The sequence below is a fragment of the Streptomyces sp. NPDC096013 genome (genome assembly GCF_044763565.1).
Taxonomy (GTDB): Bacteria; Actinomycetota; Actinomycetes; order Streptomycetales; family Streptomycetaceae; genus Streptomyces.
In genome coordinates, this window is sequence record NZ_JBIWGK010000007.1 from 182,812 (window position 1) to 197,572 (window position 14,761).

Genomic DNA, 14,761 nt, shown 5'->3' on the forward strand with positions numbered 1-14,761 from the left:
GGGGCCTCAGGCCCCGGTACCGCCGCCGCCCGGCATACCGGCGGCCGTGGGAATCACGTCGTCGATGAGGCCGTACTCCTTGGCCTCGAGCGCGTCGAACCAGCGGTCGCGGTCGGAGTCGCGGGTGATCTGTTCGATGCTCTGGCCCGTGTGCTGGGACGTGAGCTCGGCCATGCGCTTCTTGGTGTGCAGCAGCCGCTCCGCGTGGATCTTGATGTCGGAGGCCGAACCGGCCAGGCCGGCGGAGGGCTGGTGGATCAGGATCTCGGCGTTCGGCAGCGCGAAGCGCTTGCCCGGGGTACCCGCGCTGAGAAGGAACTGGCCCATGGAGGCGGCGAGGCCCATGGCGATGGTCACCACGTCGTTCTTGATGAACTGCATGGTGTCGTAGATCGCCATGCCGGCCGTGATCGAGCCGCCGGGGCTGTTGATGTAGAGGTAGATGTCCTTGTCGGGGTCAGCGGCAAGGAGCAGGAGCTGTGCGGTGATCTTGTTCGCGATGTCGTCGTCGACCGCCTGGCCGAGGAAGATGATCCGCTCACCGAGCAGTCGGTTGTAGACCTGGTCGCCGAGGCCACCGATGGAGGGCTCGCCGGCGGCTGTAGGCATCAGATTCGTCACGTATCCACCTGCTCGTCTTTACGACGGCGCCGGGCCGTCTCACGTGTACTGCCGAGGGCAACGGAGACTCCCCTGCCCTCGTATTCATGGACCCTAACGCGCGGGTCCCTCCGGGGAATCCCGCAAAGGGAACTGTTCGCTGTCAGCGCATGTACGGCGCTGGTGAGACCCCGGGTAAGGGCAAGGGCCCCGGGGCGTGATGTCCCCGGGGCCCTTTGCTCTTCGGCCTGTTCTGCGGCTGGTTACGCCTGGGCCGACTCCTCGGCGTCGGCGTCGGCGTCACCGGCGGTCTCCGTGGTCTCGGCCGCCTCGGCAGCCTCGTCCTCGTCCTCGTCCTCCAGGTCCACGATCTCGCCGTTGGTGTCCTTGACCGTGGCGGCCTCGACGACGACGGCCAGGGCCTTGCCGCGGGCGACCTCGCCGACCAGGAGCGGAACCTGGCCGCCCTCGACGACCGCCTGGGCGAACTGGTCGGGGGACATGCCGGAGGAGGCGGCGCGCCGCATGAGGTGCTCGGTGAGCTCCTCCTGGTTGACGTTCAGCTTCTCCTTGTTGACGAGCTCGTCCAGGACGAACTGCGTCTTGATGCCCTTGACCGCGGCTTCCTTGGTCTCGGCGTCGAACTCCTCGGCCGTCTTGCCCTGGATCTCGAGGTACTTCTCGAGGTCGAGGCCCATCTGGCCGAGCTGGTGGTGCTCCAGGTTGTGCTTGCGGGTGTTGATCTCGTCCTCGAGCAGCTTCTCGGGGACGGGCACCTCGACGAGCTCAAGCAGCTTCTCCAGGACGCGCTCCTGGGCCTGCGTGGCCTGGTCGTACTGCTTCATGTTCTCGAGGCGCTTGCGGCTGTCGGCGCGCAGCTCCTCCAGGGTGTCGAACTCCGAGGCGAGCTGAGCGAACTCGTCGTCCAGCGCGGGCAGTTCGCGGGCGGCGACCTGGGTGACCTTGACGGTGACCTGAGCCTCCCGGCCGGCCGCGGAGCCGCCCTTGAGCTCGGAGGCGAAGGTGGCCTCGCCACCGGCCTCCAGGCCCGTCACGGCCTCGTCGATGCCGTCGAGCAGCTCGCCGGAACCGATGGTGTAGGAGACGCCCTCGGCGACGCCGTCCTCGAGGACCTCGCCGTCGACCTTGGCCTCCAGGTCGAGGGTGAGGACGTCACCCTCGGCGGCGGCGCGCTCGACCGGGGAGGTCGAGGCGAAGCGCTCGCGGAGCTGCTCGACGGAGGTGTCGATGTCCTCTTCGCTGACCTCGACGGCGTCGACCTCGACCTCGATGCCGGAGTAGTCCGGGATCTCGATGGCCGGGCGGATGTCGACCTCGGCGGTGAAGTTCAGCGTCTCGCCGTCCTTCAGGTCCGTGATGTCGACCTCGGGCTGGCCCAGGACGTTGAGCTCGGCCTCGTTGACCGCCTCGGTGTAGAACTTCGGAAGCGCGTCGTTGACCGCCTCCTCCAGGACCGCACCGCGGCCGAACCGCTGGTCGATGACGCGGGCCGGGATCTTGCCCTTCCGGAAGCCCTTCACCGTGACCTGCTGGTTGATCTTCTTGTACGCCGCGTCGAGGCTGTCCTTGAGCTCCTCGAAGGGCACCTCGATGCTGAGCCGAACCCGGGTCGGGTTCAGGGTCTCCACGGCGCTCTTCACGGTTCGGTCTCCTTGGGGGCTGACTTCTTGGTTTGCGGACCCAGACAGGTCCGGCGGTTTCTGGTCGCCCGGAGGACTTCAGAGTGTGAGAGACACACGGGCGCGCAGCTTGCATAGTAGCCGCAGCGGCAGGACGCCCCAAAAGGCGATCTCGCGGGGTACTGGTGTGATACCGGTCCGGAGGTCCGGTACGTGGTCGGGGTGGCGGGATTTGAACCCACGGCCTTCCGCTCCCAAAGCGGACGCGCTACCAAGCTGCGCCACACCCCGTCTGGTGCGACACGTAGGGTACATGCCCGCAGGCGGTGGAGCCTCCGCATTTCACGGGCACCGGGGTGCCGGGCGGGGCATGGGGAACGCGGTGTGCGCGGAGGGCACCCGACCCGCTACGATGCTCTCTGTGCCGCGGTAGTCTGACCTGCGGCGCGTCGCGTGCGGGCGTAGCTCAATGGTAGAGCACTAGTCTTCCAAACTAGCTACGCGGGTTCGATTCCCGTCGCCCGCTCCAAATGACTTAGGGCCAGGTCGGAGGTTGGATTCTCCGCCTGGCCCTGATCGTTTCCGGGGGCTCCGATCAGCCCGCCGTGTCCCCCTCGTGCCCCTTGGGCTTTCGATCTTGTTTCTTCTTGGCCTTTCGCGCCTTCTTCCGCCCCTTGTCGACGAGCCCGCTCACGGCATCGGCGATCAACCGATCCCGCTCGACACTCGCGTGCTGGTAGATCAGAGCGGCGCGAGCGGTGCTGTGGCCCATGCGCGCCATCAACTCACGCGTGCTGGCCCCGGTCGACGCGGCGAGGGTGTTGCCCGTGTGCCGGAGATCGTGAAAGTGCAGGCCCTTGATCCCCGCGTCCGAACACGCCTTGTGCCACAGCCGGTTGAAGTGGTTGCGACGCGGAGTCGCCCCCTTGGCTCCGACGAACACCCGACCGTCAGCACCGCGTTCGGCGTACGTGTCCAGGTGCACGCGGATCTCCGGGACGATCGCGGCAGGAATGGCCACGGTGCGCTTGCCCGCCACACTCTTGGGCGCCTTGATCTCCCGCTGCCCGTTGTTCAGCTCGGCGACGGCCCGGCGGACGCGAACGGCCCCGTGGTCGAGGTCGACATCCCGGCGGTGCAGCCCGACCAGCTCACCCCAACGCAGACCGAGGAAGCCAGCCATCAGCACGAGCGCCCGGTAGCGGGGCTGGATCGCGTCGGCCAAACCGTACACCTCTTGCACGGTCGCGGTCGGTCGCTCCGGCGTGTGCACAGTGCTGGCGCCTTTGATCGTGCACGGGTTACGGCGGATCAGCAGATCAGCCACGGCGGTACCCAGGATGGCGCGCATCAGGGCGTACGCCTTCGCCACGGTGGTCGGACCGGTACCGCCGGCGAGCTTGTCAGCACGCCACCGACGCACGAGCGGGGGCGAGATCTCGGCGACGTTGACCGCTGCGAAGGTGGGCGCGAGGTGGTGACGCAGGAGCGAGCCGTAGAGCTGACGCGTGGTGGTGGTCAGCTCCCGTTCCCGGATCCAGGCAGCGGCGTAGTCACCGAACGGCACCTTCCCGGCGTCCGGGTCGTGCCAGTCGCCGCGCCGCATCTCGGTCTGCTTGTCGGCCAACCAGTCGTCAGCGTCCCGCTTGGTGGCGAAGGTGTCCGGGGCCGGCCGAAGCAACCCGTCAGGACCGACGTAGCGAGCCTGGTAGCGGCCGGACGGGAGCTTGCGGACACGGCCGAACTGTCGTCGTTTGCTGGCCATCAGGCAGCCACCGCCCGGAGCGCAGAACCACGCCGACGCGGCTGCACCGTGTTCGCCGCGATGTACGCGTCAACCACGCTCTCAGCGATGCGGACATACCGCCCCACCTTGACGTAGGCGATCCGACGCTCTTCGATCAGACGACGCGGGAACCGCTCCCCACTGTCCTCCCAGGTGCCGAGACGCACGGCGACCTCAGCCACGTTCAACAGGCGATCAGCCATGTTCGCCCTCCCCCGCGTCAGCGTTCAGTTCCTCGCGGGCGGTCTCGCGGTTCAGTTCGATGTCACGGCGGATGTTGGCGGCGAGCCAGGATTCGCCGGGAGTGTGGCCGTGGCCGGCGTAGGTCCAGTGCGCGAGGGTGAGCGTGGTTGCCTCCGGGTTGTCGCCAGGGTCGGGCAGACCGAGGGCTTCGCGGTGTTGGGCGGCTCGGTAGTCGGCACGGACCTCCCGGAGAGCGCCCAGGGTGGTCGAGTAGCTGCGGGACTTCGTGGAGAAGTGGCCCCGGAAGCCGAGCATGTGAGCCCAGTCGCGGAGCTTGCGATCCGGGTAGAGCGCGTGCAGGTCGAGGCAGGCCGCGATCAGGCGGGCGGGGTGGTCGGGCACGTCGAGCAGGACGAGGGCTTCTTTGTTGCCGATGCGGCGGTCGACCGTGCCCGTGGTCTCTGCCGCTTTGGTGGCGTACTTGGCGACGTAGGACGCCACCGCCAGCTCTGTGATCTCTTCGCCGTGACCGAAGGCGCCGATCGGCTGCACATCGAGCTGCGTGCCCCAGCGCAGGGTGCGGGCCGGCTCGTCTCCCGCAGGCGGCACGTCGACCTGGACGCGGGCGGCGGCGGCTCGGATCGCACCGTCAAGCAGGTTGAGCGTGGCCCAAGCCGGGGGCGGGCTATCGGGCCCGTCCGGTCCGTCAAAGCGGATCACAGCGTGGAAGTGAACGGCTCCGCGCTTCTGGTACTCGGCGACCTTGCCGAAGGCCACGCGGGACTGTTCCCGAGCGTCCTTCTGTGTCAGCCCAGCCCGCTTGGCGATCTCGCGGCGCAGGTAGATCGTGAAGTAGCGCCACAGGTCGGAGGCGTGGTTGTTCCACAGCACCGCGCCCGCGTAGTCGTACGAGTCGGGGTCGAGCGGGGTGCCGAGTTCGGAGGCGTCCTCGCCGTGGCGGGTACCGCAGCGGCAGGGCCGATTCCCGGGTCGGTTGTGGACGGGCCCGAACGAGGGCGCGGTGAGGGTGGCGAAGACGCGGGGGTGGTCGCGGATGGTGCGCGGGGTCCCCTTGGCGGGGTCTCCGACGAGTCCGGCGCGGATGAGGTGGTAGGTGTCGCCCGCGTAGGTCCAGGCGCAGGCTGGGCAGCGGGAGGCACGGCGGTTGCCGCACGCGATGCGGAGCATGCCGCCGGGCTCGTTCTCGGTTGTGTAGGCGTAGAGCACGGTCTTGGTGGCCGGGTCGATGGTCTTGGTGGCGCCGGAGAGGCGGACCGGGTCGGAGCAGCCGCCCGTGCGGCGGATCTGGTCCTGCCAGCGGTCGAAGTGGGCCGAGCCAGCCACCCTCAGCACATCGGTAAGGGTGGCCGCATCCAGGCCCGCCAGAGTGGCGGTGTCGGTCACGCAGCCACCTCCAGCGCGGCGGGCACGAGAGGGCGCAGAGCCGCGGCAGCGAGCAGGGGCGGAACGGCGTTGCCGATCTGCAGGGAGCGCTGTCCCTTGTTGCCCTGGAAGGGGTATCCGCGGCGGAAGGACTGGAGTACGGCGCCCTCACCGGGTTCGAGGCTGAGATGGCCGCCGCCTGGACGCCTGCCGCCGACGTGGCCGACCGTGCCGGACACGGTGGGCGCCGGGCACTTCCAGGCCCAGTGGCCGGGGTTGTCCATGGCGGCGCGCATGGCCTTGCGGGAGGCGTTGCCGAAGGGTTCGGCGCCTCCGGTCCGGGTCCCGCCGCCGGTAACGGTGGGGGCGGGGCGCCGGAGGTAGCCCCAGCCGAGGGCTTCAGCCATGGTCACCCACGGGGCGAGTGCCGGACCGAACAGGGTGTCAGGACCGGGGTCTTTGGCGTGCGTCGGCTCCGGCGGTACCGCGGACCGGTTGAGGGAGGCGAGCAGGAAGGCACGGCGCCGGGTCTGCGGGACGCCGTAGTCGGCTGCGTTGAGGACGCCCGTCCAGACCGAGTAGCCGATGCCGTGCAGGATGCCGGCGGTGTGCGCGAACAAGGGTGCGACCGCGGGGACTTGTTCCAGGGCGATCCAGTCGGGGCGCAGGGCGAGCGCGTAGCGCAGGGGCTCGACGACGAGCAGGGACCGCGGGTCGGTGCAGGCAGTGCCGAGTGCGGAGCGGGTGTCGTGTCCGCGGGCGAGGTCGTCAAGGCCCTGGTGGCACAGGTCCATGTCGTCGGTCCCGCCATGGTTCCCGGCGACACTGAACGGCTGGCAGGGCGCCGAGCCGGCCAGCCCGGTCACCTTCCCCCGCAGCGGCTCCGTGGGGTAGGCGGCAACGTCCGCCCGGATCGTCAGGTGGCCCACGGCGGCACGCGTGGCGCAGGCCATGGGGTCGATCTCAATCCCGGTGTCGCGCACGCCGAGCGCCCGCAGGCCTTCGGACCAGCCACCGGGACCCGCGAACAGGTCAAGAACGGTCATCGTCGGCCCCCGTTACGGTGGGCGGACCCGTGGTTGGCGCTGTAGTCCTCGACCGGGGCCGTCACGTCGGTGTCGCCGTTGGCGTGGTCCTCGGCACCGCAGCCACCGCACACGTAGTCGCCCTGCGAGGAGCTGTAGCGGGTTCCGGCCTTGACGCGCAGTCCGGGGCTGTCTTCGGTCGGGGTCAGGTCGACAGGGAGCTTGTGGAACATCGCGGTCACCTCCCGGCCGGCACGAGCGCGGCGGGCAGCGGGAGGGCGTGGCCGGTGCCGTCGCAGGCGGGGCAGACGACGCGGAGCAGGACGCGGGAGCCGTCGCGGTGGCGGTTGCCGGTGGTGACGGAGACGACGGGGAAGCCGTCGCAGTGGTGGCAGACCGGACGGTTCGGGAGACGAACAGGCATGATGAGCAGAGCCCTTTCAGGTCGGAAGATCGGGAAGAGGTCGAGCCGTCCGGGGCGGCGGAAACTTGGCGGTTGAGGCCGCCCCGGAGGGTGTTACTTGTCCTTGCTGCGGCTGATCGTGTAGCTGATCCCGCCGGACGCGGAGATGACCGCGACGGCAGCGGCGGCGATGACCTGGACGACGAACGCGATGACCAGGAGTACCGCGATCGATCCGGCGACGATGACGAGCGTCAGGACGATCGGGCCCTTGTAGGAGCGCGGGGCTTCCTGCACGATCACGACCTTGCGCAGGTCGGTGCCGGGCGGGATCTGCCGGTAGACGTCGGCGGGGATGTGCCCGGCGCGCCACTGGTCTTCGGGTAACTGCATCGGACCGCCCCTCTCTGGTCAGGCACACCGGTGGGTGTGGGCGGCGAGTTCGGCGGCGGAGCGGTCGTCGTGCTCGGTCGAGAAGCCGCAACTGGGGGCGGTGCAGGCGGCGGTGTGCTTGATCTGGCCCCGGCCGTTGTTGAAGGAGCCGACCTTGACGGGGCCGATACGGATCACGTTGACGAAGCGGTTCGGGCGGGACATGGCTGAACCTCCTTATGGATCAGGCGAGTTGGGCGGCGATCGCGCCGGCCAGGTCCTCGGGGACGCCGAGGCGGGCGCGCAGGGTCGCGGTGTCGATCGCGGTACCGGTGCGGGTGCGGTGCTCGGTCGCGATCTTCCGGGCGTGGTCGACCAGGGCCGGGGGCACGGCCGGGGCCGCCTTCGGCAGAGCCGGTGCGGGCTCCGGTGAAGCGATCTCCGGTGCCGGTGCCGGGTCGGGGGTCTCGCGATGGTCGATCACCGGCGCGGGCCGGGTTTCCGGCTCCGATTCCGGGGTGGGTCCGGCGGGTGCGTGGGCGAGCAGGGTCCCGCCGAGGAAGGCGAGGGCGGGCCAGCCGGCGACGAGGATCCGCAGCCAGGCCGGTACGTGGCCGAGGTCGAGCAGGCCCGCGGTCGCGACGTTCGCGCCGAGCGAGGCGGACAGGGCGATCACGAACCACGTCCACGCCGCGCGGTCGCGGCGGGCGGTACGCAGGCGGCGCCAGGCGGCGACCATCAGCAGGTCGACCGAGACCGGATACGCCCACGCCTTCCACCCGGACTGATGCGCCGCTTCGGCGAGGTCGTGCAGGTGCGCGAACGAGAGGGCACCGGCGATGACGGCTTGGATCAGGACTGCGTCCACACGGACCGAGCGGGCCATGAACGGCACCTCCCTTCAGGAGAGTTGGGCCAGGAGCGGGCGGGGAAGCGATCTCCATCCGCCCGACCCCAGCAGGTCATTCGGCGGGGGCTTCGCCACTGCCCAAGCAGTTGAGGCAGAAGCCGGTTTGCTTGCCGACCGCGCGGCGCTTGCGGCCGACCTGGACCGTGCGGGAGACCTCTCCCGTGCCCTTGCAGGTCGGGCACTTCGCGGGCTCCGGGTCGGCGGTGACGGGCGCGGGGGTCTTCCGTGCGGCCACGGCGGTCATCCGTCCTGCGTGGTCGCGGCGTCGGCGGCCTGTGCGGCGGCCCAGCGGTCCACGGCCGCGAGGTAGCCGTTCACCGTCTGCGCCAGCTTCTGGGCGAACGCCTTGTGCTCGCCGGGCGAGCGGCCCTCGAAGACCGAGATGGTCAGCGAGTAGTCCTCTGCGTCGAGGGCCAGGATGGGCGGGTGGTCGGTGCCGTAATCGTGGAAGTGGACCCGTGTGGAGGGCTCCGGGTTGAACATCATCGAGGCGGGCATCGTGCGTACCTCCCTGCGTTCGGGCATGGCGGGGGTAGGGACCCGGCGCGAGGCGGTCACGCCGACCGTGGAACGAGGGGCGTTACTCAGAGACCGGCTAGGGCTGCACCAGCGGCGCAGCGGCCGGCATCGGTGGAACGACGACCTGTCCGACCGGCCGGAACAGAGCCAGGAACGGCAGGTCCGGGGTGAGGTGGGCGAACTGGCGGCACACGGCCGCTGTCTCGCCGGGGGTGGTTTCGGGGGTACGGATGCGGGACCAGCCACCGGAAGTGTCACCGGCCACCGCGACCCCGGGTCGGTCCGGGGCGATCGCGGTCACCGCCATCACGGCATCCGGGGCGATGTCGCCGAGCCCCATCTCGGCCGTCTGCTTGTCGTTGACGCGGTGCACGACCCGGCCGGTGAGCTGAGCACGGAGCGCGGTCGCGCCCTTGCCCAGGTCGGAGCCGAAGCGCTGCCCGCACACCTCCAGGTAGACACCGATCGCACGGGCCATCTGCCCAAGCCGCACCAGGTTCATGACCGTGTGATCACGAGCCCCCTCGTCCTTCTTCGAGGTCACGAAGAACAGTTCCGCGATCTCGTCGACCAGCACGACCAGCGGCACCGGCCGTACCTCTTCCGGCAGTTCCCACAGGTCCGAGACCCCGTACAGGGCCAGCAGGTCGAAGCGCTCTTCCATCTCGCCGACCAGCGCGTCCATCAGGTCCCCGGCCGACTGAGGATCGGTGACCAGCGCCGACAGACGCGAGGCGTACCGGCCGAGTTCGACACCGCGCTTGCAGTCGATCCCGATCAGACCGACCGGCAACTGAGCCAGCCCCTTGATCAGGTTGCGCTGATACATCGACTTCCCGGACTGGTTCGCGCCCAGCGTCAGGGCGTGCGGCACCTTGCGGTAGTCCCGCTCGAACACCGTGCCGTCCTCCCGCAGCGCGACCGGAACCACCAGGTCACGCGGCTGGGCCTTGCGCGGCAGTTGGACCCGGCGCAGCACGTCCCACCCGGTCATCCGCAACTCGACATAGCCGGGCTTGGTCTCCCGCACGATCACCGACCGCACACCCCACGCATGGCGCAGGCGCTCGGAGGACGCGGCGAGATCGGCTGGCTCCAGGCCGGCCGGGAGCCGGAGAGTGACCCGCAGACCGGTCGAAGTACCCCGCACACGGCGGACCTTCGGCGGCACCGGCCGCACCTCGCTGCGGGCCAGGTTGCGCTTGACGAAGGCGCGGAAGCCGGACGGCTGCACCGTCAGCCCGCACACCTCCATCGTGTCCCGGTAGGTCCAGGTGAAGCGCCCCCAGGTGACCGGCAGGCCCACCATCGACCAGTACACGCGCGGGGCACGGACCTTCGCGTAGCCGAGGCCACCGGCGCCGACCGCTATGGTCCCGGCCTCCAGCCAGGTCGCCAGGTCCGTCATGGTCAGGCCCCCGCCGTCACGGCGACCGCGCGGAACGAGATCCCGTGCCGCTTCTGGCCGTTGAACTCGTTCTCCCAGTCACGGGCCTTGAGACCGACCACCCGCACCGGCGTACCCGGGGCCAGGCCCTCGGGGATGCCCGTCTCGGGGATGGTGACCTGGTAGAGGTTGCCCTCTCCCTCGTCCGAGATCAGCAGACCCACGGTCGACAGACCGGCGCCGGTCTCCCGGTCCATGGCCCGCTCCCCGGTCTGCTTGTTCGCGAGCTTCGGCGCCGGCGCAGTCGCCACGAACACCACAGCGGTCGAAACATCGATCTTGAAGGACGGCATACGTCACTCCTTGGTCGTGGCACGGTCTTGCTGTGCCAACTGGCTTGAGCCACTTACTGGCTTAAGCCAGTTGAGCACACGAGGTCGCCAGGGTCAAGCAGGTGGCTTGAGCCAGTTGCTAGAGTGTGGCCATGACGTCCACCCGCCCGCCGACTCCGCAGCAGCCCAGCCGCCGTATCGCCGATGAACTCCGCCGTCAGATCGAGAACGGAGACCTTCGCAGCGGCGACAAGCTGCCGTCAGAACGGGCGTTGGCCGAGCAGTACGGTTCGGCCCGCAACACCGCGCGCGAGGCGATCCGCCTGCTTGCTGAGCAGGGGCTCGTCACGGCGAAGCATGGGAGTGGCGTGTTCGTGCGCGAGCCGCAACGACTGTTCCGCTTCGGGAGTGATCGCTACTCGCTCAAGAACCGGGAAACGGGACTGACCCCGTTCCGGCTCGAAGCGAAGCGCCAAGGCAAGGTCGCTCGGATCGATGTCCCCTCGATCACCCGAGAGCAGCCGTCGGCGGACGTCGCGGAGCGCTTGAAGGTCCCCTCGGACGAGGAGAGCGTCGTACACCGCGAGAACCACTACTTCGCCGATGACGAACCGGTGCAGATCGTTTCGACGTACGTGCGATGGGACGAGGCTCAAGGCACTCTGCTGATGGAGGCCAAGACCGGCAAGGACGGCATCTACGGCCGCCTTGAAGATCTTGGCCACGTCATGACACGCGTGCGAGACGAGATCAGCGCGAGGATGCCGACGCCCGAAGAGGCCGCCATCCTGAGTCTCTTGCCGGGCGTTCCAGTCCTCGAAGTGCTGCACACGAGCCTCGATCAAGACGGAGTGCCATTCGAGGTTTCGCGCTACGTGCACCGAGCGGACCAAACCGGATTGCTCTATGAACTGCCCGTCGAGAGTTAGGAGTTGATGGTGAATCCTGCGGTCGTGCGCCCCTTCAAGAGCGATGACCTACCCGGAGCCGCAGCGGCACTCGTCAAGGTCCACGAGACCGATGGGTACCCGGTCGAAGGAGTCGAGGACCCAGAGGCATGGGTCAGCTCAGACGACGTCCTTGCGGCATGGGTGGCCGAGATGGACGGGGAAGTAGTTGGGCACGTAGCCGTCATGAGCCCGCACGGCGAAGCCGCCGTCTCGCTGTGGACCAAGCAGAGCGGCGACGAGGAATCACACGTAGCCGTTCTCGGCCGGCTGTTCGTCGTCCAGGCGGCGCGGAAGCACGCCACGGGCAGGCGACTGACAGAAGCCGCGATGAACTACGGCCGTCAGCACGATCTCCGCTTGGTCCTCGACGTGATGGCCAAGGACGCTCCCGCGATGCGCCTCTACGAACGGCTCGGCTGGCGCAAGATCGGCGAGACTACCCACCACTTTGGCGACGGAGAGGGCATCCCCGCCATCTGCTACGTCGCCCCGGACGCCTGAGCTGTTACAGGTTTCTCTACCTCATCAAGCCCCGCCCGTTGGGCGGGGACGGGGTGCTCCGGTCACCACGGTCCGCCGGCATCGACGGAGCCTCCAGCCGTCGCGCACTTGGGATAACAGGACACGACAGCAACCGTAAGGTTCCTCAGCTTCCCCACGCTTCACAGCCCCTCAGGGCTTCCGCCTCAACCCCCTTGAGTCGCAGGCCCGCAGCGGCACGGGACAGCGGCGGGGGCTCTTGGCGTTCGCCATCCGGTCGCGCTGTCCCTGCTGGCTTTCGACCGTCGCTGCGTTGATCACACACCCCCGGCCCGCACTGCGGGCCGGCGCGCGGCTCGGGGGCCGGGGCTTCGCTCCTGCCTTCGGCCCGCGCCGCCCCGGCCCCCGGCCCCGCGCCACCTACGATGCCCCGGGGTGATCACGCTTCACACTCCGATCCCGCCAAGGGCCGATACACCGGACCGAGCCTGATTCCCCGCCCATGACCCACACCACCAGGCCCGACCTTGGGGGAAGACGGCATTGCCCACAGGTCAACTCGCATGATCAGGCACGGACCAACAGACGCTTTGACTCCAAAAGCAGGTGCGCGACGGCTGGAGGCTCCGTCGATGCCGGCGGACCGTGGTGACCGTGGTGACCGGACGGGATAGCGGAGGTCAGAGCATGCCTCCGGCGGGGGATCGGCCGACACCGGGATGGAGGGGGCACCGTCGCCGGGTGCGGGCTCGTAGGGGTACGCGTGGGGTGCTTCCATCCCGACCACCATCGACCCAGGCAGAGCCGAGCAGACGCGGCCCATGGCGTCCAGGTCGTTCGTACAGTGGCGCGCTCCACCTGGACGCCATGAACCACGCCCGCTCCACGGTGTGTGGGTCGACGGCGGACGGGATGGAAGCAGGGGAAGGTGGTGGGTGAAAGAGGCGTTTTGCTGACGGATCGTCACCTCAGAGTCACCAAGCCTCGGGTGCCCCAGAATGTATATATGGATGCAGGTCTCGCGGGGATTCTTGGTGCAGCAGTGGGCGCATGCGGCTCAGCCGTCGTAGCGGGGCTTACTGGATTCTTCTCGCGATCCCAGATGCTGCTGCAACTAGTAGCTCAGCAACAGCAGACCGAACGCCAAATACGCGCCGACCTGGCAACACAGTTGCGAGAACCTCGGCGGCAGGCATACGCCAACTACGCAGCAGAGGCCACCGCGAGACTGGACGCGCTGTGGTGGGTACACGATGCACTGTCTCAAAGCCCACCGCATCACGAGGCAGCCGAAGCACGGCTTAGGGCAAGCTTTGCCCCCTCCAGCAGCACCGCCTACGAGCGAGTGCTCCTTGAGGGCCCCGAAGAAGTCGCAGCTACTGCGGCAGATCTAGCAGCGGCGATCGAAGACGCGACACACATCGCCCTTACCTGGATCATGGATCTTGAAGCAGGTGCGGAGCCCATTCAGCGCGACTTCACTGCCGAACTGAGTCGGGCCACGGACACCGCCAAGCAGTGCCGACGGAACTTCCGCTTGGTCGCGATGGATGCCGTTCGGGCAGACGGCAGAGAGCCCGAGTCAGAACAGGCACAGGTCAGAAGCGCTGCAATCCTCGACTGGATCCGAAGATAGAGAGCCGAGGCATAGCCAAGGGCCACACAATTCCCAGCCATACTCAGCAAAGACTCCATCAAGAGACAGTCAAGATAAAGCCATCCCCCGCCCAGCGATGTCACCCAACCTTACGCTCGGTTACCGAAGGTACAGCGTAGCGACCGAGCGTAAGGTTGGGTGACATCGCTGGGCCCTCTATAGGCAGGCCATACATTACGTAGCGCGATATCCGCAGGTGGCGGCGGCGGCACACCCATCTACTGCGGACACGCAGGCAAGAAAAAACCTGACCCACAAGGGGTCAGGTGGTTTGTGTCTCCAACGTACGACGAGGCGGCATCAGTGTCAACTTCGTTGGCACTTTTCAGTGACCCTGCGTCGTCACCAATCTACAGGGCGTGCATACTTCCCCACCGGGTCACTGAGCTGGTGGCTGGTGAAGTCCTGCTGAGCGAGCTGCCGCCACCAGTGCCTCCCGACCCCGTCAGCAGGGGCACCACGCAGGTCGCCGGCAAGGTAGCTCCGCGAAGGATTGACCAGACCAACGGGCACTTTCCGACGAGCCTCTCGTAGCGGAAAGCTGAGATCGCTGTCATTGGAGATCACAACAGCTGCGTCTACAGCCTGCGTGAGCACGTCAATCAAGAGGTGGCTCGCAACGTTGACATCCGACCCCTTCTCCTCACGGTTAGCAAACGAAGCCATGAAGACCGCCGAGTTACACGGCGCGCCACCGTTCTGCACCATGATCGGCCACTGTGGGGCTACCAACTGAGGACGGCCATGACTGTCCTTGATTGCTAGCGGTGCTTGCTTGACTCGGTAGACGTACTTGCCGTACTCGATCTGGTCCACACTCCCCGCTGTAGCCAGAGCCTTCAGGTAAATGTCCTGGTCACGGTGCCCAGACGCGTTCGTCGTTGCGTCGATACGCGCAGTGCAATAGACAATGCGCGACACGTTCGCCCCCGGCCAATCCGCCCGCTGGCCGACCAATGTCGTCGCCAGGCTACGGATGTCAAGCCAGCGCCACCCTGCCGTACCACGGCCACACATCCCTCTACCGCCGTAGTAGAGGTTGTAAGCGTCTACGTACACTCCCACGCGCATCAGCACAAGCTAGCATCAATCAACTCCCCAGCCAGAGTGTTGCGTTGGCTCACCACCCGATCA

19 protein-coding genes and 2 tRNA genes are annotated in these 14,761 nt (G+C 68.1%); 4 read left to right on the top strand and 17 right to left on the bottom strand.

Features of this window, described 5'->3' with window-relative positions; genetic code table 11:
• Positions 1-6 precede the first annotated feature (6 nt).
• The 3 genes from ACIRB1_RS24340 to ACIRB1_RS24350 form a co-directional block, all read right to left on the bottom strand.
• Positions 7-609 carry an ATP-dependent Clp protease proteolytic subunit gene (locus tag ACIRB1_RS24340; RefSeq protein ID WP_033285987.1) on the bottom strand — a complete coding sequence of 201 codons (603 nt, stop codon included), beginning with the start codon at positions 607-609 and terminating at the stop codon, positions 7-9.
• 254 nt (positions 610-863) lie between these two features.
• Positions 864-2,261: a trigger factor gene (gene tig, locus ACIRB1_RS24345; protein WP_403466937.1), complete on the bottom strand. Its 1,398-nt coding sequence runs from the start codon at positions 2,259-2,261 to the stop codon at positions 864-866.
• Between the two features lie 193 nt (positions 2,262-2,454).
• Positions 2,455-2,531, bottom strand: a tRNA-Pro gene (locus ACIRB1_RS24350).
• Positions 2,532-2,695: 164 nt separating this feature from the next.
• On the opposite strand from ACIRB1_RS24350, the gene ACIRB1_RS24355 reads away from it, so the two are divergent.
• A tRNA-Gly gene (locus ACIRB1_RS24355) sits at positions 2,696-2,769 on the top strand.
• A gap of 66 nt (positions 2,770-2,835) precedes the next feature.
• On the opposite strand, the gene ACIRB1_RS24360 is transcribed toward ACIRB1_RS24355, so the two are convergent.
• From ACIRB1_RS24360 to ACIRB1_RS24420, 13 genes are all read right to left on the bottom strand, one after another.
• Positions 2,836-4,005: a tyrosine-type recombinase/integrase gene (locus tag ACIRB1_RS24360; RefSeq protein ID WP_403466938.1), complete on the bottom strand. Its 1,170-nt coding sequence runs from the start codon at positions 4,003-4,005 to the stop codon at positions 2,836-2,838.
• Positions 4,005-4,229, bottom strand: coding sequence for an excisionase family DNA-binding protein (locus tag ACIRB1_RS24365; protein WP_403466939.1), 225 nt, complete (start codon positions 4,227-4,229; stop codon positions 4,005-4,007). Before ACIRB1_RS24365 ends, ACIRB1_RS24360 begins: the two co-directional genes overlap by 1 nt.
• A complete protein-coding gene (gene repSA / locus ACIRB1_RS24370; RefSeq protein ID WP_403466940.1) occupies positions 4,222-5,613 on the bottom strand; it encodes a replication initiator protein RepSA in 1,392 nt (463 codons plus the stop codon). The genes ACIRB1_RS24365 and repSA overlap by 8 nt, the downstream gene beginning before the upstream one ends.
• A complete protein-coding gene (locus ACIRB1_RS24375) occupies positions 5,610-6,638 on the bottom strand; it encodes a DNA cytosine methyltransferase (protein ID WP_403466941.1) in 1,029 nt (342 codons plus the stop codon). The genes repSA and ACIRB1_RS24375 overlap by 4 nt, the downstream gene beginning before the upstream one ends.
• Positions 6,635-6,850 (bottom strand): hypothetical protein, encoded by a 216-nt coding sequence (locus tag ACIRB1_RS24380; protein WP_403466942.1) that lies wholly within the window; start codon positions 6,848-6,850, stop codon positions 6,635-6,637. The genes ACIRB1_RS24375 and ACIRB1_RS24380 overlap by 4 nt, the downstream gene beginning before the upstream one ends.
• A gap of 5 nt (positions 6,851-6,855) precedes the next feature.
• Positions 6,856-7,041, bottom strand: coding sequence for a hypothetical protein (locus tag ACIRB1_RS24385; RefSeq protein WP_403466943.1), 186 nt, complete (start codon positions 7,039-7,041; stop codon positions 6,856-6,858).
• 93 nt (positions 7,042-7,134) lie between these two features.
• Positions 7,135-7,413: a hypothetical protein gene (locus ACIRB1_RS24390; RefSeq protein WP_403466944.1), complete on the bottom strand. Its 279-nt coding sequence runs from the start codon at positions 7,411-7,413 to the stop codon at positions 7,135-7,137.
• Positions 7,414-7,431: 18 nt separating this feature from the next.
• A complete protein-coding gene (locus ACIRB1_RS24395; protein WP_403466945.1) occupies positions 7,432-7,617 on the bottom strand; it encodes a mobile element transfer protein in 186 nt (61 codons plus the stop codon).
• Positions 7,618-7,636: 19 nt separating this feature from the next.
• Entirely contained in the window at positions 7,637-8,278 is a 642-nt protein-coding gene (locus ACIRB1_RS24400) for a DUF2637 domain-containing protein (RefSeq protein ID WP_403466946.1), read from the bottom strand.
• Between the two features lie 76 nt (positions 8,279-8,354).
• Positions 8,355-8,546: a hypothetical protein gene (locus ACIRB1_RS24405; protein ID WP_403466947.1), complete on the bottom strand. Its 192-nt coding sequence runs from the start codon at positions 8,544-8,546 to the stop codon at positions 8,355-8,357.
• Positions 8,543-8,827 carry a hypothetical protein gene (locus ACIRB1_RS24410; RefSeq protein WP_403466948.1) on the bottom strand — a complete coding sequence of 95 codons (285 nt, stop codon included), beginning with the start codon at positions 8,825-8,827 and terminating at the stop codon, positions 8,543-8,545. The genes ACIRB1_RS24405 and ACIRB1_RS24410 overlap by 4 nt, the downstream gene beginning before the upstream one ends.
• Positions 8,828-8,897: 70 nt before the next feature.
• Positions 8,898-10,229: an FtsK/SpoIIIE domain-containing protein gene (locus tag ACIRB1_RS24415; RefSeq protein ID WP_403466949.1), complete on the bottom strand. Its 1,332-nt coding sequence runs from the start codon at positions 10,227-10,229 to the stop codon at positions 8,898-8,900.
• Positions 10,230-10,231: 2 nt separating this feature from the next.
• Positions 10,232-10,561 carry a hypothetical protein gene (locus tag ACIRB1_RS24420; protein WP_403466951.1) on the bottom strand — a complete coding sequence of 110 codons (330 nt, stop codon included), beginning with the start codon at positions 10,559-10,561 and terminating at the stop codon, positions 10,232-10,234.
• A gap of 131 nt (positions 10,562-10,692) precedes the next feature.
• Here ACIRB1_RS24420 and ACIRB1_RS24425 point away from each other — a divergent pair, with 131 nt between their 5' ends.
• From ACIRB1_RS24425 to ACIRB1_RS24435, 3 genes are all read left to right on the top strand, one after another.
• Positions 10,693-11,469: a GntR family transcriptional regulator gene (locus ACIRB1_RS24425; RefSeq protein ID WP_403466952.1), complete on the top strand. Its 777-nt coding sequence runs from the start codon at positions 10,693-10,695 to the stop codon at positions 11,467-11,469.
• Positions 11,470-11,475: 6 nt separating this feature from the next.
• Entirely contained in the window at positions 11,476-11,991 is a 516-nt protein-coding gene (locus tag ACIRB1_RS24430; RefSeq protein WP_403466953.1) for a GNAT family N-acetyltransferase, read from the top strand.
• A 985-nt stretch (positions 11,992-12,976) separates the two neighbouring features.
• Entirely contained in the window at positions 12,977-13,606 is a 630-nt protein-coding gene (locus ACIRB1_RS24435) for a hypothetical protein (RefSeq protein WP_403466954.1), read from the top strand.
• Positions 13,607-13,969: 363 nt separating this feature from the next.
• On the opposite strand, the gene ACIRB1_RS24440 is transcribed toward ACIRB1_RS24435, so the two are convergent.
• Positions 13,970-14,443 (bottom strand): hypothetical protein, encoded by a 474-nt coding sequence (locus ACIRB1_RS24440; protein ID WP_403466955.1) that lies wholly within the window; start codon positions 14,441-14,443, stop codon positions 13,970-13,972.
• Between the last annotated feature and the right edge of the window lie 318 nt (positions 14,444-14,761).

Excerpts from the sequence above, each read along its gene's own strand:
- ACIRB1_RS24340 (WP_033285987.1), bottom strand. The coding sequence starts at position 609 with ATGCCTACAGCCGCCGGCGAGCCCTCCATCGGTGGCCTCGGCGACCAG.
- ACIRB1_RS24360 (WP_403466938.1), bottom strand. The coding sequence starts at position 4,005 with ATGGCCAGCAAACGACGACAGTTCGGCCGTGTCCGCAAGCTCCCGTCC.
- ACIRB1_RS24365 (WP_403466939.1), bottom strand. The coding sequence starts at position 4,229 with ATGGCTGATCGCCTGTTGAACGTGGCTGAGGTCGCCGTGCGTCTCGGC.
- ACIRB1_RS24375 (WP_403466941.1), bottom strand. The coding sequence starts at position 6,638 with ATGACCGTTCTTGACCTGTTCGCGGGTCCCGGTGGCTGGTCCGAAGGC.
- ACIRB1_RS24380 (WP_403466942.1), bottom strand. The coding sequence starts at position 6,850 with ATGTTCCACAAGCTCCCTGTCGACCTGACCCCGACCGAAGACAGCCCC.
- ACIRB1_RS24385 (WP_403466943.1), bottom strand. The coding sequence starts at position 7,041 with ATGCCTGTTCGTCTCCCGAACCGTCCGGTCTGCCACCACTGCGACGGC.
- ACIRB1_RS24390 (WP_403466944.1), bottom strand. The coding sequence starts at position 7,413 with ATGCAGTTACCCGAAGACCAGTGGCGCGCCGGGCACATCCCCGCCGAC.
- ACIRB1_RS24395 (WP_403466945.1), bottom strand. The coding sequence starts at position 7,617 with ATGTCCCGCCCGAACCGCTTCGTCAACGTGATCCGTATCGGCCCCGTC.
- ACIRB1_RS24400 (WP_403466946.1), bottom strand. The coding sequence starts at position 8,278 with ATGGCCCGCTCGGTCCGTGTGGACGCAGTCCTGATCCAAGCCGTCATC.
- ACIRB1_RS24405 (WP_403466947.1), bottom strand. The coding sequence starts at position 8,546 with ATGACCGCCGTGGCCGCACGGAAGACCCCCGCGCCCGTCACCGCCGAC.
- ACIRB1_RS24410 (WP_403466948.1), bottom strand. The coding sequence starts at position 8,827 with ATGCCCGAACGCAGGGAGGTACGCACGATGCCCGCCTCGATGATGTTC.
- ACIRB1_RS24415 (WP_403466949.1), bottom strand. The coding sequence starts at position 10,229 with ATGACGGACCTGGCGACCTGGCTGGAGGCCGGGACCATAGCGGTCGGC.
- ACIRB1_RS24420 (WP_403466951.1), bottom strand. The coding sequence starts at position 10,561 with ATGCCGTCCTTCAAGATCGATGTTTCGACCGCTGTGGTGTTCGTGGCG.
- ACIRB1_RS24425 (WP_403466952.1), top strand. The coding sequence starts at position 10,693 with ATGACGTCCACCCGCCCGCCGACTCCGCAGCAGCCCAGCCGCCGTATC.
- ACIRB1_RS24430 (WP_403466953.1), top strand. The coding sequence starts at position 11,476 with ATGGTGAATCCTGCGGTCGTGCGCCCCTTCAAGAGCGATGACCTACCC.
- ACIRB1_RS24435 (WP_403466954.1), top strand. The coding sequence starts at position 12,977 with ATGGATGCAGGTCTCGCGGGGATTCTTGGTGCAGCAGTGGGCGCATGC.